This is a genomic window from Candidatus Cloacimonadota bacterium, assembly GCA_020532355.1.
GTDB lineage: Bacteria > Cloacimonadota > Cloacimonadia > Cloacimonadales > Cloacimonadaceae > UBA5456.
The window spans coordinates 1-19,659 of the sequence record JAJBBD010000167.1 but is presented as its reverse complement, the minus strand read 5'-3'; the positions used below and the strand labels follow the sequence as shown (position 1 = coordinate 19,659).

Here is a 19,659-nt window from a genome sequence, read left to right as displayed (position 1 = left end):
TACCTTTTACTACTTTGACGGTATTAGTTCCGGATTGCTTATTTACCGATATTTGTATGCCCGGAATACCGTTTATGCGAACTATGCTAGTTTCTTTGGAGGCTGTATCCTCTACTTCAGCAACGTCTTTTAAGGTTATTTCACTGCCTCCACGACGTAGAATTACAGTATCCTTAAGCTCTTGCAGGTTCTCAAATATTCCCGGAACCCTTACTGTTATCTGATGATTCCCCTTATAAATGTTCCCCGTAGGTTGATTTATATTTGCTGCTCGGATCCTGCTAATTATCTGATCTGGCGAGATCTTAAGAGCATTCATTTTTAGGGGGTCGATGTTTATATGGATCTCTCGAGTTCTCCCTCCCCATATATTTACGCTTGCCACTCCATTCACGCGTTCCAAACGGTAGCTTACCTGCTCTTCCAAAATCCGTCTTAACTCAAGTACTTCCAGGTTGCTGGTAACACCCATCATGATTACTGGTGTAGCTGCCATATCAAATTTTCTTAGCGAAGGGCGATTAGCATCACTGGGCAAGCGCGAGATTATTCTATCCAAGCGATCGCGAATATCATTTGATGCTGCTTCAAGATCTGTTCCCCAATTAAAACTTACCTGAACATTACTATTTCCTTCTGTAGATCGAGATGAAATCTCCTGAACTCCCGGAACAGCCGCAACTGCTTCCTCTATGGGTCTGGTAACCAACTCTTCCATAGTTAAAGGTGAAGCCTTTGAATAAGAGGTTGAAATGCTGATGGTTGGCGAAGTTACATCTGGCATTAAGTCTATGGGCAAACGTGATAAGGCAACTGCACCAAGAATAATAACAATTAGACTCACCATAATTGTGAGAACCGGCCTTCCTACCGCAACTTGGGATATTTTCACTTTGCGCCTCTTACTTGCTCAGCTCCGGCAATTGTTATCTTTCTACCTGTATCCAACATATCTTGTCCCAAAGTTACCACATCTCCACTTATTTCTGGACTTATAATTTCTACATATCCTTCCCCGGTTATGCCTTTCTGTACTTCCACAAAAGATACGGTTTCATCTTCTGAATTAACTAAAAATACGCCTTCTTTACCTTGAAACTTGCATATTGCTCTTTCTTCAACTGCCGCTACTGCCTTTTTGGTCTGGAAATTAATGTTTACCCTGGCAAACATTCCTGGTTTGAGCACGGCATTGGGATTGGGAACCTCAATTTCTACTCTGGCTTGTCGTGATGCTTCCTGAAGCATTGGCGCTATGCGCAGCACTTTTCCTACAAACTTGCGATTGGGGTACGAATCAATGCTTATTTGAGCTTCCTGCCCAATTTTGATGCGAGCATAATCTTGTTCAACTACTTCCACAACGGCTATGATGCGTTCAATATCCATTAGGGATACTATGGGGCTACCGGCTCCCAATTGATCACCTTCCTCTGCATATCGTTCGCCAATAATCCTATACTGAGCATCATCACTCCATTCAGCCATAATTTTCGTAAAAGACAACTGTAACTCTGCTGAATTGGAGACAGCCAGGGCACTGTTCAATGATGCCTTGGCTATATTATCCTGTGCTTGGGCATTGGCAAACTGATTACTGGCTATGTCAAACTCACTTTGAGATAAAAAGTTCCGCTCAAATAGTTCTCGTTTGCGGTCCAATTCTGTATGGGCATAATCCAAACTGACTTCAGTTTGTTGAGCAGTCGCTCTAGCCATCTCAACGTTAGCTTGCGCTTTCTGATATTCCTGCAGTAAGATGCGATCATCCAATTCGGCAATCAGATCTCCCTTTCTTACCCTTGTGCCAATGTTTACATGTAATTTTTGCAATTGCCCAGATATCTTTGGTGCCACTTTATAGCTGCTTTTTGCTTCTATATTGCCACTAAAAACAGAACGTTCAGTAATGTCCAGGGTCTTAACCGGTGCAATCTCCACCGGAACAGCTTGCATCATTCTGCCGGATCCTCCGGAATGAGTTTGAGCTTTCGGCTTTTGAATTGCAAAACGCAAAACAACTATTACCATCAATATAATTAGGATTAACCATATCCATTTATGTTTCATAATTCATTCTCCAATGCGATTCTGCCCCTCACTCTCATACATTTTTCACACGGCGACACGAAATCAAAACTACATAGTCAAGTCAAGAAAAAATACATATAAATGTATGAATATTGATTGAATTGAATAAGAGTCACCCAAATCTGCATGTTGCTATTACTTGGACAAATGGAGATACCACCTTATGGGGTGATACGTGATATAGAACTGTTTATGGAAAATAACTTGCTCGGTTTTGGAAGTTTTGTATGTGTTTATGCCAACCATATCAGCTTTATTGAGCCAATTTAAGGCTAATAAAGTACTTTCAGGGTTCGCCCCATAATGATCTTTTTATAAATGCCTCAAAGAAGTGACAAAAGCCAAACGGAAACAGATCGACACCCTGATCCTCGTCCATAATCCTAACCTTGTAGTCTGAATGATTAAGCCGCATTTCTACCAGTTTAGATAATAGATCGCAAACTGGTTAATGAGCCCACCAAGCAAATATATAACCGCTGTGTGCGACTCCGGCTCACTCTATGTAAGATGGGTCTTGGGGTTGCAAGTTGGGGGTGGCAGCCAAACGGGACTGCACAATGCGGGAGATGGGGTGGCAAGCTCTGTTTGCCACAGCGAGTGCAGCTCGCTTCTGAAGGCCACTCCGTCGCCACGTCAAGCGGGAGCTTGGCAGCACAGAGGAGGCGGCTCAGTGAGAAGCATCCAAGCGACAATGGCCAAAAGCTCTGCGACAGGAAATGCTTGCATTAATGCCAAAATACCCGCAAGGAATCTCGCCCTGCAATCTTGCAGATTCAAATACGTAAAATACTGTATAGCCAATTTTCATAATATCCCTACGCCCAATCGAATAACTGCATAGTGTGGGCTTTGTTATTTTATGCCAAGCTAAACGTTTATCGAATACATAATAGCTTGTTTTTCTATGGGTTCCGATCTTTATATTTGAGCTTTTGGGTTGAGATATGATGATGCCAAGAAAGTAGTCTAAGTCTTAAAGTGGAAGTATATTGATCATACTCCATAGAACTAAACTAATATTTGATAAGTATATTTGGGTGCTCACTGCAGCGTGTCCATTTACAGACAAAATTTATCTAACCCATTGCTATGCTTTGTGGTTCCCTCCTCTTCTCCTCATAGTGTCCTCATGACACGAGGAGATAACGAGGAGAAATAGAGCAAACAACGTGAGAGAAAAAACGGGTTGAGGTAATTTTCAACCAAGGCATAACACATAAGAATTCTGAATCGCTTTTATCTAATTGATTGCGATCAAAGAGTTCGATTCATAATGTTCAGAACAAGCACAAGCTTAAATATTATTAAACCATATATAAATATATTTGAAGTTTTAGCTTGACATATATTAATAATTTTGAATTATGTTCCCATAAATAAGGAGCACGAAATGAATCTCGCTAATTGTCCGATATGTAATGGCGAACTGGAGATTCGCTGTTACCATTGCCCGAAATGTGATATCAACTTTGAGGGAAGTTTCAGTCGTAACTGGTTGGAAGGATTTTCTGCTTATCAACTGGAGTTTATTAAGCTTTTTTTGCTGGTTCAAGGAAACTTGAAAGAGATGCAAAAACACTTGGGCATATCGTATCCAACAATCAAAAACAGGCTGGCAGAAATTAACGCCAAAATGCTACAAGAAAACGTTTCAAAGAATAGCTACGAGGATATTCTCGCAGATTTGGAAGAAGGCTTTGTAAGTGTGGAAGAAGCCTTAAACATGATAAATCAGAGGAGAAATAATGAAAAAGATCAGTATTACAAATAAGCATTGGACTTACGAAGAGTTAAGCAAGGTAAAAATTACTAACGAGATGATACCGCTTTCGATAACGCAATCCTCGGACAAACAAGTAGTTTTGGAAGGCGATATTGTGTTTGACCCCGATATAGAACTTGAGGGATTTAATATTGAAGACTACTTCGAAGATGAATATGATGATGGAGTATTAGATCTCAATTTACTTGAGTTGCCAGGAAAACAAAGAAGTATCAAATCTGTTCAATTAAAACTTAGCATTCCCCAAACCATATTTTTGGAAATAATTAGCGATAACTATCCCATTAGTATGATTGGACTTACAAATCCTATTTTAGTAGATACAGAGAATGGTCCCGTTTCAATTGCCAATTGTTCTGGAGACATGCACATAGAAAGCGAAAATGGTCCGGTTCGAATCCGTAATAGTGCAGGCAACCTTTACGCCAAAATGGAGAATGGTCCTATCTCTGTGGAAGATATAAAGGGCGAAGGATTGCATGTGGAGAGTGAAAACGGACCCATCAAAATGCGCCTTGCCAGCTTTAGTAAAGTGAAGATCGAAACCGAAAACGGACCTATATACTACGAAACTCAACCAGTGGAAGGCGGAGATTTCAGTTTTGTTACCCAGAATGGCATTGTGCATCTGGTATTGCCGCTACGCTTTAGTTTTAAACTACACGCCGAAAGTGAAAGCGGCAGGTTAAAATCCAAGCTAGAGGCCAAAGTAACTGAGGAGGATAATACCTTCCGCGTCGAAAACCTCTTTGATGAGGATGAGCCGACTATCATAAAGATAGATACTACCAATGGCATGATCAAGCTTTCCAGCGATAGCTACATCAATTTGGATTATATTAAGGCAAAACTGGAGCAAGTAAAAGTTTCCCTCAAACAGACAGCCACTAGCGATGAAAAGGAACAAGTGAAAGAGTTACTGAATAAACTTACTCAATACCTTAGTAGAGTATCAAAATCCATCAATGAAGAAAAAATACGCAACAAAGTAAATGACGCCATCGAGAAGATGAAGAAGACTATTGCGGATTTTGATTTTGAAGAAGCTAAAGCCAATGTAAGCTCAAAAGTTGAAGATATTAGCTCTGAGATTTACGATGGGCTAAAAGATGGATTGCGCAACGTCAAGGCGGAATTTGACGGACTTAAGTATGAGCATCTGAATGCGGAATCCCTGAAAGAATACATTCACAAAGTAGTGAATTCCCCGTTGATCAAACCCTATCTGGGAGCCGAAAAGAAGAAAGCTGAAGCAGAAGAAATTGCCGAACGAAGTCGGTTAAAAATATTGGATATGCTAGAGAAGGGAAAAATTACCAGTGAGGAGGCAGAGCGCCTAATAAAGGCGATTAGCAAAGAATAATCTTGACAATATCAAATGCACAAAAACTGTGACAAAACACGGTCGGGATGTAGCGCAGTCCGGTTAGCGCGCTCGGTTCGGGACCGAGAAGTCGGAGGTTCAAATCCTCTCATCCCGACCAAAGTGTTTGCTCCAGTTCTTTCAAAAAGTATTGTAACCAGTCCCCCGTTAGCCTATATAATCTCACGGCATATTGAGGATAATTCGGACTGATGTGTTGAGTTTCAGATCATGGGAGAAACCCGTTCGAATTGATCATAGTAGCCAAAATCCCCATAACAAGATAGACAGGTTATAAAAACTGATGCCAGAGAAAAAACAAAAATTATCCTACTATTTAAAGCTTCTTTATCCTTTCATCAGGAAGGATAAAGGCTTATTATTCTTTGGGCTTTTTGCCATGCTGATCACATCTGCATTACGTTTGGTAGATCCGCTTATCCTTGCCCTGATAATAGATGAAAGCATACCTAATCAGGATATGGCCGAGATGTTGCGATACGGATTTATGTTTATTGCCGTCGTGCTGGTATCTGGCTTACTGTCTTATCTGCAAATTGTGCTGTTGAGTAGATTGGGAATAAAGATTATAACCAAGTTTAAGGGAGATGTTTTTAGCCATTTGCTTAAGCTGCCAGTTGGCTGGTTCAACAAACAACCGGTTGGCGAACTGATTGCCAGAGTAGAGAGTGACAGCGAGCGGGTTAAAGTGTTGTTTTCGGATCTCTCTATAACTATCATTGGCAATTTACTCTTCTTTGTAGGAGTTTTTGTGGTCTTGATGGTGCGAGATTGGAAAACTACCGCGATTATTTTACCAATAATTGCCATTACCATAATTGCTTATTGGTTTCTGTTTCGCTATATATCTCGTTTTTTCCGCATAATTCGCGAAAAGTATGCCATCATTTCTGCAAAAATTACCGATTACATCCAGGGCATGCAGATGATACAGGCATTGAATCAGGAAGAACGAATCACGGAAGACTTGCGCCAAGCATCTAAAGAAAAGCAACACGTAGAGATTAAAACAAGCTTTATCGAGTATGGTGCTCAGAGCTTTTTTATGTTTGTATTCAACGTGCTATTTGTGGTAATTGTAATAATGATCTCTGCACCCAAGATAATAGCCGGCGTCGCTACTTTGGGTACTTTGATTGTATTTATCCAATATATATATCGAATGGTATGGCCACTGATGCACTTAAGTGAGAATTTTATGCAGATGCAGCGTAGCTTTGTATCGCTAAAACGCATTTTAGAGCTTACGGCACTTGAAACTGAGGATGAAACCTTTACCGGCAACATAAAGCCGAGCTTTCAGGATGAGATCCGCTTTGACAATGTTAGCTTTGCCTATAAAGATGAAGATTGGATTCTAAAAGATGTATCCTTCAATATTCCCAAGGGAAAGAAGATTGCATTGGTAGGCCCCTCAGGTAGCGGAAAATCTACTACAATAAGCTTATTGTGCGGTTTCTATCATGTACAGAGGGGCAGTATAACAGTAGATGGAATTCCCATTAGAACCATGAATTTCCGCGCTTGGCGCAAGAAGATAGGATTAATTCTGCAAGATATATTCCTCTTTCCGGGACCTATCTTAGAAAATGTACGCGTGTATAACGACAACGTGGATCCAGAAGTTGTAAAGGAAGCTCTCTCTGTGGTGCAAATGGACGATTTTATCAATGGGTTGCCCGATGGCTTGAATAGCGAATTGGCAGAGCGTGGGCAAAACGTTTCACAAGGAGAAAAACAGCTTATCTCTTTTGCGCGTGCCTTAGCCTTTAACTCCGAAATAATCATCATGGATGAAGCAACTGCTTCTATCGATCCCCAAACTGAGGCTCGTATTCAGCGCACCATGAACAGAGTATTTGGAGGTAAAACCCTAGTAATAGTAGCACATCGGCTCACTTCTGTTTTGGATGCTGATGAGATTTTGTATTTTAGTGGCGGACGCATAACTGCCCGTGGGACACATCAAGAATTGATGCAAAAAAGTGAAGAATACCGTAAGTTGGTGGAATTGCAGCTTTTGGGAGGTAAGGATGAATAAACACATCAAATGGATCCTTACTCAGTACAAAGCCCAGATCTGGTTTGTGCTCATTATGGTCGTGTTTACACTGATCTCCTCTGCTGTGTCTATTGCCTATCCTTACGCCTTTAAGCGTATGATCGATTTGCTGCGAGACATCTTAGCAGATCCGGCATCATTTCCTGAACCTATGCTTGAAGTAAATAAGGTTCTAATGCTCTTTTTGGCCATAGGTGCCGCTCAGTTTGTAACTGGTTTTTATCCATGCATTCGGGCATGGGTAAATTTACGTTTTGAGCACACCCTACGCATGCTATATTTCAGCTTCATCACAAAAAAAGACTTCCGTTTTTTCCAAAGATTTCGAACTGGAGATATAGTAACCAGGCTAACCGATGATCTTTCAGATTTTCCTAAAATCTCTTGGTTTTTGTGCAGTGGCATCTTTCGAGCATTAAACTCCTTTTCTATGATATTGTTTTCGTTGATAGTAATGTTTAGTATCAACGTGAAGCTCACTTTCTTATCTATAATGCCTCTACCATTAATGATGATAGTATTTTACTTCACCAGTGAGAAGTTGTATTCAAATTTTGAGCGTAACCAGCGCGCTATCTCCAATATCAATAGTCAATTGGAAATGAGCTTTTCCGGTATTCGCATCGTGAAATCCTTTGTAAGTGAAGAGAAATACAATCGCTTTTTCGATTTGGCTTTATCGCGTAGATTTAAGACTGAGATGAGTGTGGTTAAGTTAAATGCCGTGCTTTCTTTGATTTACCAGTATATTGACTATTTTGCACAAATCGGAGTGATTATGTTTGGTGGTTGGATGGCTGTTAGAGGAGAGATAACGGTGGGAACCTTTTTCCTGTTCTATACTTATCTTTCCATGATGATCTATCCCCTCCTGGATTTGCCACAACTATTTGTATCCGGTAAACAAGCTTTTGTGAATATCGACCGCCTGGAAGAAATGAAGGCACATCCTACCTTTAATCAAAACGACGACGAGGGATATAAAGTGAATTCTTTCGATGGCTTAGCGTTTGAGCAAGTTAATTGTTCCTATCCGGAAAAAGAGCGTAACATCATCAATAATGTTTCCTTTAAACTAAAGCCAGGAGAAAAAATGCTGATATTAGGTGCCACCGGTACAGGCAAAACAACTATCGCAAATTTGATCTTGGGTTTGGTTAAGCCAAATATGGGCTCCATAACTTTCAGTGGGATCGACTTAGAAAAAGTTAACCTCCGTTCACTTAGAAACGTGGTGGCGTATGTGCCACAAGAGCCCTCTCTGTTTAGCGGCAGTATCAAGGAAAACATTCTGATGGGCAATGTAAACGCTACCGAAATAGAGTATCAGACTGCCCTTAAGGCTGCTCAGCTAGATGATGAAGTCGCCCAATTCCCACTGGGTGATGATAGTCACGTGGGTCAACGGGGATTGAGTGTGTCCGGTGGGCAAAAACAACGTATCACCATTGCACGAGCTCTTATCAAGCGTCCAAAGCTCTTGATTTTGGACGATATCACAGCATCTTTGGACGCCGAAAACGAAGAAAAACTTTGGCAAGCAATTAATACAGACTATCCCAATACAGGAGCAATAGTTATTTCACACAGATTATCTACCCTGCGCTATGTGGATACTGTATTGTATATTGATTCTATGGGATACGCTCACAAAGGCACGCATGATGAACTTGTTTTCCAGAATAAGGAGTATCACAGTTTCTTGCACGAACATTTGAAGCAATAAACTTAAGCAAACACCATAACTAATTGATGGTGTAGCAAGCTATAATGACCAGTTCATTGCCTAATTGGTAGCGAATCTCATTGACAAAAAAAAGGCTACATCTTAAAATGACACAAAAGTGAAATTACTGGAGACGAATAGTTATGAATGACCAGTTGCAAGACCTTTTGAGCAAAGTATATGAGGAAGGCGTTGCCAAAGCTAATGCCGAAGCTGAGAGAATATTAGATAAAGCCAAGACTGAAGCTGATAAGATTGTTTCCGAAGCAAAAAGCAAAGCAGAAAACACTATATCGGAAGCACAGAAAAAGGCCGAAGAAATGCAGAAGAATGCTGAGGGCGATCTCAAAATGGCGGGAAACCATAGCATTAGCTCATTAAAACAAAAAATCACTGATTTGGTTCTTTCTGTAAGTATAGATGATAGTGCTAAGACTGCTTTTGACGACCCTGAGTTTATAAAAAAACTCATTATGGAAACTCTCTCTAACTGGAATCAAGATGCCAGCATTAGCATTTCTGAGACCGTTAAAGGGAAACTCGATGCAGCCTTTCTATCTTCTGTTCAGAAGAGTTTCAAAAACAAACTGGAATTTGACTTTACTCCCCAGATAAAGGCAGGGTTTACTATTTCTCCTGTCGATGGAAGCTATAAGCTTAGCTTTACAGATCAAGATTTTGCTGAACTTTTTAAGCATTATCTACGTCCACGTTCTGCTAAGATACTTTTCGATAGTTAACTTATGGCAAAGCAGTATTACTATTTCATCGCTAGCTTGCCCGCTATTTCGATGGATGACAATAAGCTGGTATATAATCCTGAACAGTTTCGCACAGAAGCAAAAACACAGCTTAAAGAAACTGACTATCGGCTCTTATTACTTCTGCATTTATTAGATGAACTAGCTAATTTACTGAAAGTTTTATACGGCATCGAAATTGAATCTGAAGATGATTCGCTTTTTGATGCTGGCTATTGGCAAGAATTCATCGCTTTAGCAAAACAGCGTTTGAGCAATCCCAATGTTCAATTTCCCGATCACTATTCTATTCTACCCGCTTTTGTTTTAGCATTTGTCTGCGAATTGATAAATCTTGAAGACCTTCCTCCCTTTCTTGATGCCGAGCACAAAATACTACAAAAATTCTTTGCTTATTGCGCTAAACACCAAAACCGCTTTATAAAAGAGTGGTTTGAGCTTGAGCGCAACATTAGGAATATCCTGGTAGCAATCAACGGACGTAATCATAAGCTGGAATATGCAAAATATCTGATCGGAGACGATTATATGGTAAAAAATCTCTCCCAAAGCCATGCTGCAGATTTTGGACTTGGTAAAGAACACCCTCTGTTCGATTCTGTCTTTAGAATATGGGAACAAAACGATATCCTATATCGGGAGCGGGGATACGACATTTTGCGCAATAAATGGATAGACGATCAGAACTTTTTCGATTACTTTAATATCAACCGGCTATTAGGCTATTATAGCAAATTGCGTATAATCCATAGATGGTTAACAGCTGACGCTGAACTGGGCAAGGAAGTATTTCACGATACATTGAATAAGCTGGAAAACAGCTTTGAATTCCCTGAAGATTTTAATTTAAAATAAAGCAAAAATAGAAGGTAAGACGATGACCAATGGTATAGTGAAAGCGATTATCGAAAACCTCGTACAGGTAGATGTGTCCGGTCCCGTTTCCCAAAACGAGATCTGTTACATAAACTTGGGCGGAGTAAAGCTAATGGCAGAAGTAATTAAAGTGCTTGGCGACACCGCTTACACTCAGGTATTTGAAAGCACTCGCGGACTCAAGCCTGGTAGCGAAGTAGAATTCACCGAACATATGCTGGAGGTAAAACTGGGCCCCGGAATGCTCTCCAAAAACTACGATGGCTTGCAAAACGACCTTAACAAAATGAAAGGCATATTCCTTACTCGGGGAGAATATACCGATCCCTTGGATGAGGATAGCACTTGGGAGTTCACTCCAATCGCTAAAGAAGGTGATCTGGTTTCTGGTGGAGACTGGCTGGGAAGCGTTCCTGAAACATGGATTTCTCATAAAATAATGGTTCCTTTCGGGTTAGTGGAAGAATATAAAGTAAAAATGGTAGCTGCAAAAGGAACATATAAACTAACCGAGACTATTGCCACCATTGTAGATAAAGATGGCAAAGACATAGATATCAATATGATCCAGCGCTGGCCGGTCAAGATCCCAATTAAGTGTTACTCCAAGAAACCGCGCCCCTTCAAGCTGATGGAAACAGGTGTACGGACATTGGATACTCTCAACCCAATGGTTGAAGGTGGTACTGGCTTTATCCCTGGTCCTTTTGGTGCAGGGAAAACAGTATTACAACACTCTATCTCAAAAAATGCAGATGCAGATATGATCATTTTTGCAGCCTGCGGTGAACGCGCCAACGAAGTGGTGGAAATGTTTGTGGAATTTCCCGAACTTGATGACCCTCGTACCGGACGCAAACTTATGGAGCGCACGATAATAATCTGCAATACGTCTAATATGCCGGTTGCAGCTCGTGAAGCCTCTGTATATACTGCAATGACTATAGCTGAGTACTATCGTAATATGGGACTCAAAGTCTTACTTTTGGCAGATTCCACGTCCCGCTGGGCTCAAGCCTTACGCGAGATGAGCAACCGCATGGAAGAGCTGCCAGGTCCGGACGCCTTCCCCATGGACCTCCCCGCCATTGTCTCCAGCTTTTATGCCCGAGCAGGTTTTGTGCACTTGCGGAATGGAGACACTGGCTCCATTACTTTTATTGGAACCGTTTCTCCTGCTGGAGGAAACCTAAAAGAACCGGTTACAGAATCCACTAAGAAAGCGGCTCGCTGCTTTTATGCCCTCTCTCAGGCTCGAGCAGACAGTAAACGCTATCCCGCTGTGGATCCGATTGACTCCTATAGTAAATACCTAGAATATCCTGAAGTGATTGAGTACTTAAATAACAACGTGCATCCAACTTGGGTAGAAGACGTACTTCACGCCAAAGACATACTGCGCCGCGGACGTGAAGCGCAAGAGCAAATCAATATTCTAGGTGATGATGGAGTGCCGCTTTCTTACCACGATAAATATTGGAAGAGTGAATTGGTGGACCGTGTAATCCTACAACAGGATGGTTTTGACGAAATTGATTCATCCACTCCCATGCCACGCCAGAAATACATGCTTGAACTCGTATTGGAAATCTGCGATACCGAGCTTATCTTCGATTCTTACGAAGAAGTGATGCCCTATTTCGTAAAGCTAATCAATATTCTTAAACAGATGAATTATGTGGAGTTTGAATCTGATGATTTCAAGAAATATGAATCCGAACTACACAAGCTAGTTGATGAAAGGAGCGCTAAATAATGGCAACACAGGCATTTCAGAAGATATATACTAAGCTGAATCAGATCACAAAAGCTACCTGCTCCGTAAATGCCACTGGAGTTGGTAACGAAGAATTAGCTACTGTAGGTGGTAGACTCGCCCAAGTTGTTAAGATCGTAGAAGATAAAGTTACGCTACAGATTTATGCTGGGACTGAAGGGATTGGCACAGATGCGGAAGTAGTATTCTTTGGCAAAGCTCCTTCTTTGAAAGTCGGAACAGAACTAGCTGGCAGATTTTTTAACGCCTATGGCGAGCCAATAGATGGTGGTCCGGATGTAGAAGGAGAGGAAGTTCAAATCGGTGGTCCGTCTGTGAATCCCGTCCGCCGAAAGCAGCCTTCTGAGCTTATCGCCACAGGTATTGCTGGCATCGACCTAAATAATACCCTGGTAACTGGACAGAAGATCCCCTTCTTTGCAGATCCAGATCAGCCTTATAATGAAGTGATGGCAATGGTTGCCCTGCGCGCTCAAAGTGATAAGATTATCTTAGGCGGCATGGGGCTTTCCAACGACGATTATCTCTTTTATAAAAATACATTCGAAAATGCTGGAGTAATAGATCGCATTATATCCTTTGTTAATACCACAGAAAATCCCACTGTAGAGCGTCTTTTGGTGCCTAATATGGCTCTAACCACAGCAGAATATTTTGCTACCGAACACAATGAGAAAGTGCTGGTGCTACTAACCGATATGACCCTATATTGCGATGCCCTTAGTATTGTATCCAACCGTATGGATCAGATTCCTTCAAAAGACTCCATGCCCGGTTCGCTATATAGTGATTTGGCAAAACTTTATGAGAAAGCAGTGCAATTCCCAGATGGTGGTTCAATCACAATCATAGCCGTTACCACGCTATCCGGTGGTGACATCACCCATGCCATACCTGATAATACGGGATATATCACTGAAGGTCAGCTTTTCTTGAAGCGCGATACCGATATCTCCAAGACTATTGTGGATCCCTTCCGTTCACTTTCCCGACTCAAACAACTTGTTATTGGCAAAAAAACGAGGGAAGATCATCCGCAAGTAATGAATACAGCTGTTCGACTTTATGCTGATGCAGCGAATGCCAAAACCAAGCTTGAAAATGGCTTTGATCTTTCGGATTACGATGAGCGGGTGTTAGAATTTGCCAAACAATACTCCAATGAAATCTTGGCTATAGATGTAAATATCGATACAGATACAATGCTCGATATAGCGTGGAAGCTTTTCCAGCAGTATTTTAATAAGCAAGAGATTGGTATTAAAGACGAATTCATGAAAATCCACTGGAAGAAGGCATGAATCTAAAATTTCAGTACAACAAAATCTCGCAGTTGCAGCTAATCAAGCAATTGGGGGTACGGCAAAAAGCACTGCCAACCTTAAAGAACAAGGAGTCTGCCCTGCGAGTGGAAGTGCAAAAAGCTCGAGACAAAGCATCAGAATTAGATGCTAAGATCAAAGAACGCACCCATGAACTTGATGCATTTATGAGGCTTTGGGGTGAATTTAATCCAGAACTTATTTCTGTAAAAGATGTGCAGATAAAAACTCGCAAGATTGCCGGGGTAAAAACCCCTCAATTGGAAGATATCAGCTATGAAATCAGGGATTTCAACCTTTTTACTGCTCCAAGCTGGTATCTTGATGGCATTGTGCTGCTTAAAGAACTCTCACGTCTTCAAATAGAGCGTGAATTCTTTATTCGAAAAATGCATATTTTGGAGCAAGTACGTAAAAAAACAACTCAGAAAGTAAATCTATACGAAAAAGTACAGATCCCTGCTTTTGAAGAAGCTATCTTAAAGATTAAGCGCTTTTTGGAAGATGAAGAAAATCTTAGCAAGGCCGCCCAGAAAATTCTTAAGGATCGTCTGGAGGAACTTACATGATTGAAAAAATGAAGAGATATACCTTCGTACTCTATCATTTGGAGTATCTGAGTTTTTTGGCAAAACTGCAAGAACTGGGCATGGTGCACATTATCCGATCCACAGACGAGAAAAATAAGACTCTGGAACAGAATCGAGAGCTCTTAAATACATATAGCGAAGCTCTGAAGTTTTTAGCCAAAATTGATTCTTCCGATGCCACTAACTCTACAAACCTTCCCACAAAAGCCCTTCTTAACCAAATCAATAACGCACGCGACGAAAAGGATAATCTCCTTCGCCATCAAGATGCCTTGCGCAAACAGATTAAAGATCTTCAACCTTGGGGTCATTTTGAGTATGAATTACTCAAGCGGCTTAGAGACAATGGCGTAATTATTGAATTCTATCATTGCCTAAAAAACCATTTCAACCCTCTGTGGGAAGAAGAATTTACTATCGTTAAGATAAGCGAACGAAGTGGATTGGTATATTTTGTTAGATTGCTACAGGAAGAAGCACCAAGCTTGGAAGCAGATAAATTTTCGTTTCACAATAAAAGCCTGTTTGCCCTCGAGAAGGAGCTTGAAGAAAACAAACAACGAGTATCTGCAATAGATGAATACTTTAGCTCTATTGTCAATATTGCTACCGAGTTGTTTCAAAAAGAAATCAAACGCCTTAGCAGCGAATATGCCTACGAAGACGCCAGCTTGCAAGGCGTCAGTGAAGTAGAAGATCACCTCCGAATTATAAGCGGTTGGATTCCCGTTACTAAAGAAGAAAAGCTGAAAAGCTTCGTAAATGAACAAGAAATTATTCACTTTGTTTCAGATGCCAAAGTTGAAGATAATCCACCCATTAGGCTTACTAATAACTGGTTTAGCAGGCTCTTCGAACCTATCACCAAGATGTATATGTTGCCAAAGTACAATGAATTTGACCTCACGCCATTTTTTGCTCCGTTCTTTATGCTCTTTTTTGGCTTTTGCAATGCTGATATTGCCTATGGCATTATAATTGTTCTGCTCATGATAATTCTCCGAGCAAAAATTAAAGATCCATCTACAAAAGGCTTTATGACCCTTATTATGCTGTTTGGCATATCTTCCATCATAATGGGATGGGTAATGGGAACTATCTTGGGCTTCGACATGAAGGAAATTCCTTCCATAGGTGAAAAAATATTGGTTCGCAATACAGATCAGATCTTCAATCTGGGATTGATGCTAGGGGTTATACAAATACTCTTCGGAATTGGTATATCTACAGTAAAGAAGATTAAGCAAGGTGGCTTTGTAAATGGAATTAGCTCTATTGGTAGCTTTATGTTTATTGCCGTTCTATCAGTTTTGGGTGCTTCACAACTGGGTGCAGATATCTCGGCTGTGGCTCCATACTTAAGATATCCAATGTGGGTAGGGCTTGCCTTAATTCTTCTGTTTAACAAACCAGGTAGAAACCCACTAATCAATATTGGTAGCGGTTTATGGCTGCTATATAATATGGTTACCGGCTTCTTTGGTGATATCCTGAGTTATATCCGTCTTTTTGCTTTAGGTGTATCAAGTGCAATCCTGGGGTTTGTAATTAATAGTATTGGGGCACAGATGTCCGGTATCCCGGTGATTGGTCCTGTAATATTCATACTTTTTATGATCCTTGGACATTCGCTGAATTTAGCCTTAGGTGGACTCTCCGGTTTTGTTCATCCACTACGGCTTACATTTGTAGAATTTTTCAAGAACGCCGAGTTTGAAGGACCCGGCATAGAATATAAACCATTTTCAAAATCATAAGGTAAAGTAATTAGGAGGTTTAATGAACCCGGATACCTTAAACACAGTAGCTCAAACCACAGTAACTGCCATGGCGGGCGGAAATTTGGCATTTTTCCTTGCCTGGATCGGAATCTTCCTCATGGTTGCTCTTGCCGGTATCGGCAGCGCATGGGGAACGGTTATCGGTGGCAGTGCCAGTGTGGGTGCCATGAAAAAACGGGATGACATTTTCCCGAGTTGTATGATTCTTTCCGCATTACCCAGTACTCAGGGCCTTTACGGATTTGGTGCTTTCTTCATTCTTAACGGACACATAACTCCCGATATCAATATGTTACAAGCCAGTGCAATATTTGGTGCCGGTCTTATTATGGGATGCGTAGGCTTAGTTTCTGCCTATCACCAATCCCGTATTGTGGCTAATGGCATAGAAAGCCTTGGGGCTGGTAACGATGTATTTTCTAAAACACTAATCCTTGGTGTATTCCCAGAACTCTACGCAATCGTGGCTTTTGCCACCTGTTTCCTTATTTCTGGTGCCATACCAGGATTGGCATAAAGAAACATATCTCGCTTAGATAAACGCATCTTCGGATGCGTTTTTTTCTTTAATCATATAACAACAATAGCGGCAAGAGACCGTTGCAAATCCATATATAGCAGATTATTTATGCACGAGATATTGGTTTCTGATCGTAGCTATATCTACCCACTACCCTTGCAGAATGGGGCTCTACCCCATGCATTCATTGTTCAACGGTCTTTACTCGAGAATACAGATTCAATAATACTAGCGCAAGTCTTAGTTGGCAATTCCTTGATTCTCGCCCTCGCAGCTTGTTCATTATTTCCTCATAATGTCCTCATGGCATGAGGAGATAATGAGGAAAAGAAGAGGGAAATGAAAGGGATGGCAAAGCTGTGAATTAACCAGAAGTATACAAAAAAGCCCGGTTCTGGAGAATCGGGCATTAATATGGAATCAATCTCGATTATAAGGGTAAGGAAACCTTCTTACCAGTTTTTGCGCTACGATAGATGGCTTGTATTATTTCAACAGACTTTCTGCCATCGCGTCCATCTGTAGATGGTTCTGCTTTATTTAAAAGAACGTCTATCACGTTTCGGTAATATGGGTTGTGTCCAAAACCATACACATTGGGAGGTACATAATTTGAATCTAAGGCAATACGATCATCATCGTCATAATCTTCAAACTCCCACTTTTCGATTTTGTTAACAGCCACACCGCCAACTTTAACAATGCCTTTTTCTCCAATAATTGTAATCGAACCTTCAAAATTCTTAGGATAAGTAAGCATTGTAACGTTGATAGTGGCAATAATACCGCTACGAAACTTTAATATGGCACTCCCTGTATCCTCAGCTTCTATCTTTCGAGCCATAGTAGCTGTAAAGGCAGAAACGCTATCTACATTGCCCAAAAGCCAATAGATGGCATCTACATAATGACTTGCTTGGTTCATGTATGCTCCGCCATCAAACTCCCAAGTACCTCTCCATTTTGCAGCATCATAATAAGATTGGGGACGCTGCCAGAAAACATTTGCCTGTGCCATGTAGATTCTGCCAAAACGGTTTTTTTCTACAGCGCGTTTCAAAAGTTGCATAGTACTGTTTAGCCTGTTCTGTTTTACCACAAATAACTTTACGTGGTTTTCATCGCAAGTTTTAATTAGCTTATCTGCAGATTCAATGTTAATTGCCATAGGTTTTTCGGTAAGCACGTTCACTTTTGCGTTAGCCACGTCAATACCCAAATCCGGATGTATGCCACTTGGAGTACAAATAGAAACTAGATCCAGTTTTTCTTGTTTTAACATCTCATGATGATCGTAGTATATTTTTGAGACGCCATATTCTTCCGCTACTTGTTTTGCCCGTTCTGGGATGCAGTCACAAACCGCTACAAACTCCGCTTCTGGAATTTGGGATACTGCTTCTAAATGGTTTTTTGAAATCCTGCCACATCCAATGATGCCCAGTTTTACTTTCTGCATAAATTTATCTCCTTTAGGAATTTTTACTAATTTCTTTTACAGCTATCCAGCATTTATAGATTTTCGAAGTGTAACTAGTTCATAAATATTTCCATTAATTGAGTAGAGAGTTATGTGTCAAGAGCTTTCCTGCTCGTTCAGACCACCAATTAATTGGATTCTATACTCAAAATCATGAATCTGACATTTATTCAACGGATTGGCTCCCACAGAGTCATACTGCAGCGTTGTGAAATAAATCTAATACATGTTTGATGGTGCTTTTGATTGATTGTACTCATATATGTTTCATCCAGATTCTTCTGCTTAATGCGAACATAATCAATACAATGCCAGTAACTTGAATAATACTGAGGTGTTCTTTCAAAAAAAGAAATGCCATTATTGAAGCTAATCCCGGTTTGAGAAAAAAGTATATTGATGCTCGTGCTGCGCTAAGTTCTTTCATTGCTTCAAAGTAGAACAGATATGCTATTCCGGTAATAACTACACCCAAATACAAAATTAACAGTATGTTTCGCATGTTGGGTTCAAAAGCCATATTCTTTCCAATTAGCAAATTCAGTAGACTAAGGCTTAAGCCTCCAATTAAAAAGGAAGTGCAGTTTGTTATTCGATTACCAAATTGAAACACCGCTCTTTTTGTAAGTACAGTGTATAAAGCGAAAGTAATGCCGGCTAAAATAGCATAAACAATACCTAGGGGGAGATTATTAAAGCCCTGCCCTCGCAATTCACTTTCACCCAAAATGATTACCAAAAGACCAGTGACTCCCATCAGTATGCTGTATATCTGATGCCGACTAAGGTTTTCTTTGATGATTGAATAAGCAAATATACTCACAAATAAAGGATTCATGCTCACAATAACTGCGGTTAAGGATGCCTTACCATTATAGATTGCCAATTGTAAAAGCAGCATACTAATCACGACGTTTAGTATTCCTAAAGCGCCAAGTGTTAGTATGCTGCTTAAGCTAAGTTTTATTCTATGTTCTGTCCCCTGTTTGATAGCAAAAGGCAGTATTACTAGTCCGCCAATGAGAAAACGCCAAGCTGTAATGGCAAAAGGAGATATCCCTTCCCCCAAAAGCTTTCCGGCTAACTCTAGAGAAGACCATATACATATCGCTATCAGGCTGTACAGGTGACTCTTGAATTTCAAGTTTTACTTCATCAGAACCATTTTTTTGGTAGAGCTGTAACTTCCGGATTTGAGACGGAAGAAATACACTCCGCTGGATACGGCAGAACCGTTGTTATCCAACCCATTCCATACTTGGGAGTTCATTCCCTGTTGAGTCATGGGAATACTCACGTTCTTAACAATCTGTCCCTTTTGGTTAAAGATTTCGATCTCTGCCGGAGCAGGTTTCTCCATTTGGAATTGGATTGTTGTTTCAGGATTGAAAGGATTGGGATAGTTGCCGATCAAAGCCACCTGCGCGGGAACCTGGAGAGGATCATCGCTCGAAGTAGGGTTGAAATCGGCATGGCTTCTGGGTGTGATCTGTGCTGTTTCCT

Annotated in this window: 16 protein-coding genes and 1 tRNA gene; 12 read left to right on the top strand and 5 right to left on the bottom strand. The window is 40.7% G+C overall.

Annotated elements, in window-relative coordinates; all coding sequences use genetic code 11:
* Both LHW48_06185 and LHW48_06180 read right to left on the bottom strand, forming a co-directional pair.
* Positions 1-892 (bottom strand): efflux RND transporter permease subunit (locus LHW48_06185; protein MCB5260047.1); only part of this gene is annotated, 892 nt, incomplete at its 3' end.
* Positions 889-2,070, bottom strand: coding sequence for an efflux RND transporter periplasmic adaptor subunit (locus LHW48_06180; protein ID MCB5260046.1), 1,182 nt, complete (start codon positions 2,068-2,070; stop codon positions 889-891). The genes LHW48_06185 and LHW48_06180, both read right to left, overlap by 4 nt.
* A gap of 1,414 nt (positions 2,071-3,484) precedes the next feature.
* On the opposite strand from LHW48_06180, the gene LHW48_06175 reads away from it, so the two are divergent.
* The 12 genes from LHW48_06175 to LHW48_06120 all read left to right on the top strand — a co-directional run bounded on the left by LHW48_06175 (position 3,485) and on the right by LHW48_06120 (position 16,673).
* Positions 3,485-3,865, top strand: a complete 381-nt coding sequence (locus tag LHW48_06175) for a DUF2089 domain-containing protein (GenBank protein MCB5260045.1) — start codon at positions 3,485-3,487, stop codon at positions 3,863-3,865.
* Positions 3,840-5,240: a DUF4097 family beta strand repeat-containing protein gene (locus tag LHW48_06170; GenBank protein MCB5260044.1), complete on the top strand. Its 1,401-nt coding sequence runs from the start codon at positions 3,840-3,842 to the stop codon at positions 5,238-5,240. Before LHW48_06175 ends, LHW48_06170 begins: the two co-directional genes overlap by 26 nt.
* 43 nt (positions 5,241-5,283) lie before the next feature.
* Positions 5,284-5,361 (top strand) — tRNA-Pro (locus LHW48_06165).
* 183 nt (positions 5,362-5,544) lie between these two features.
* Positions 5,545-7,302, top strand: a complete 1,758-nt coding sequence (locus tag LHW48_06160) for an ABC transporter ATP-binding protein/permease (GenBank protein ID MCB5260043.1) — start codon at positions 5,545-5,547, stop codon at positions 7,300-7,302.
* On the top strand, positions 7,295-9,049 hold the full coding sequence (locus LHW48_06155; GenBank protein MCB5260042.1) for an ABC transporter ATP-binding protein/permease: 1,755 nt from the start codon (positions 7,295-7,297) through the stop codon (positions 9,047-9,049). The genes LHW48_06160 and LHW48_06155 overlap by 8 nt, the downstream gene beginning before the upstream one ends.
* Before the next feature lie 143 nt (positions 9,050-9,192).
* A complete protein-coding gene (locus LHW48_06150; protein MCB5260041.1) occupies positions 9,193-9,789 on the top strand; it encodes a V-type ATP synthase subunit E in 597 nt (198 codons plus the stop codon).
* Between the two features lie 3 nt (positions 9,790-9,792).
* Positions 9,793-10,665 carry a DUF2764 domain-containing protein gene (locus tag LHW48_06145; protein MCB5260040.1) on the top strand — a complete coding sequence of 291 codons (873 nt, stop codon included), beginning with the start codon at positions 9,793-9,795 and terminating at the stop codon, positions 10,663-10,665.
* Positions 10,666-10,687: 22 nt separating this feature from the next.
* Positions 10,688-12,442, top strand: coding sequence for a V-type ATP synthase subunit A (locus LHW48_06140; GenBank protein ID MCB5260039.1), 1,755 nt, complete (start codon positions 10,688-10,690; stop codon positions 12,440-12,442).
* Positions 12,442-13,764, top strand: coding sequence for a V-type ATP synthase subunit B (locus tag LHW48_06135; GenBank protein MCB5260038.1), 1,323 nt, complete (start codon positions 12,442-12,444; stop codon positions 13,762-13,764). The genes LHW48_06140 and LHW48_06135 overlap by 1 nt, the downstream gene beginning before the upstream one ends.
* Positions 13,761-14,354, top strand: coding sequence for a V-type ATP synthase subunit D (locus LHW48_06130; GenBank protein MCB5260037.1), 594 nt, complete (start codon positions 13,761-13,763; stop codon positions 14,352-14,354). Before LHW48_06135 ends, LHW48_06130 begins: the two co-directional genes overlap by 4 nt.
* Entirely contained in the window at positions 14,351-16,132 is a 1,782-nt protein-coding gene (locus LHW48_06125; protein MCB5260036.1) for a hypothetical protein, read from the top strand. Before LHW48_06130 ends, LHW48_06125 begins: the two co-directional genes overlap by 4 nt.
* 70 nt (positions 16,133-16,202) lie before the next feature.
* Positions 16,203-16,673 (top strand): V-type ATP synthase subunit K, encoded by a 471-nt coding sequence (locus tag LHW48_06120; protein ID MCB5260035.1) that lies wholly within the window; start codon positions 16,203-16,205, stop codon positions 16,671-16,673.
* 433 nt (positions 16,674-17,106) lie between these two features.
* Here the strand turns inward: LHW48_06120 and LHW48_06115 are convergent, their stop codons facing one another.
* The 3 genes from LHW48_06115 to LHW48_06105 form a co-directional block, all read right to left on the bottom strand.
* Entirely contained in the window at positions 17,107-18,135 is a 1,029-nt protein-coding gene (locus tag LHW48_06115; protein ID MCB5260034.1) for a Gfo/Idh/MocA family oxidoreductase, read from the bottom strand.
* A gap of 277 nt (positions 18,136-18,412) precedes the next feature.
* Complete coding sequence (locus LHW48_06110; GenBank protein MCB5260033.1) at positions 18,413-19,300, bottom strand: DMT family transporter; 888 nt, start codon at positions 19,298-19,300, stop codon at positions 18,413-18,415.
* Between the two features lie 3 nt (positions 19,301-19,303).
* A partial coding sequence (locus tag LHW48_06105) for a T9SS type A sorting domain-containing protein (protein ID MCB5260032.1) occupies positions 19,304-19,659 on the bottom strand: 356 nt, incomplete at its 5' end.

Bases quoted from the DNA above. Each gene is read 5' to 3' on its own strand.
- LHW48_06150 (MCB5260041.1), top strand. From the start codon at position 9,193: ATGAATGACCAGTTGCAAGACCTTTTGAGCAAAGTATATGAGGAAGGC.
- LHW48_06120 (MCB5260035.1), top strand. From the start codon at position 16,203: ATGGCGGGCGGAAATTTGGCATTTTTCCTTGCCTGGATCGGAATCTTC.
- LHW48_06125 (MCB5260036.1), top strand. From the start codon at position 14,351: ATGATTGAAAAAATGAAGAGATATACCTTCGTACTCTATCATTTGGAG.
- LHW48_06160 (MCB5260043.1), top strand. From the start codon at position 5,545: ATGCCAGAGAAAAAACAAAAATTATCCTACTATTTAAAGCTTCTTTAT.
- LHW48_06170 (MCB5260044.1), top strand. From the start codon at position 3,840: ATGAAAAAGATCAGTATTACAAATAAGCATTGGACTTACGAAGAGTTA.
- LHW48_06145 (MCB5260040.1), top strand. From the start codon at position 9,793: ATGGCAAAGCAGTATTACTATTTCATCGCTAGCTTGCCCGCTATTTCG.
- LHW48_06135 (MCB5260038.1), top strand. From the start codon at position 12,442: ATGGCAACACAGGCATTTCAGAAGATATATACTAAGCTGAATCAGATC.
- LHW48_06175 (MCB5260045.1), top strand. From the start codon at position 3,485: ATGAATCTCGCTAATTGTCCGATATGTAATGGCGAACTGGAGATTCGC.
- LHW48_06180 (MCB5260046.1), bottom strand. From the start codon at position 2,070: ATGAAACATAAATGGATATGGTTAATCCTAATTATATTGATGGTAATA.
- LHW48_06140 (MCB5260039.1), top strand. From the start codon at position 10,688: ATGACCAATGGTATAGTGAAAGCGATTATCGAAAACCTCGTACAGGTA.
- LHW48_06130 (MCB5260037.1), top strand. From the start codon at position 13,761: ATGAATCTAAAATTTCAGTACAACAAAATCTCGCAGTTGCAGCTAATC.
- LHW48_06115 (MCB5260034.1), bottom strand. From the start codon at position 18,135: ATGCAGAAAGTAAAACTGGGCATCATTGGATGTGGCAGGATTTCAAAA.
- LHW48_06155 (MCB5260042.1), top strand. From the start codon at position 7,295: ATGAATAAACACATCAAATGGATCCTTACTCAGTACAAAGCCCAGATC.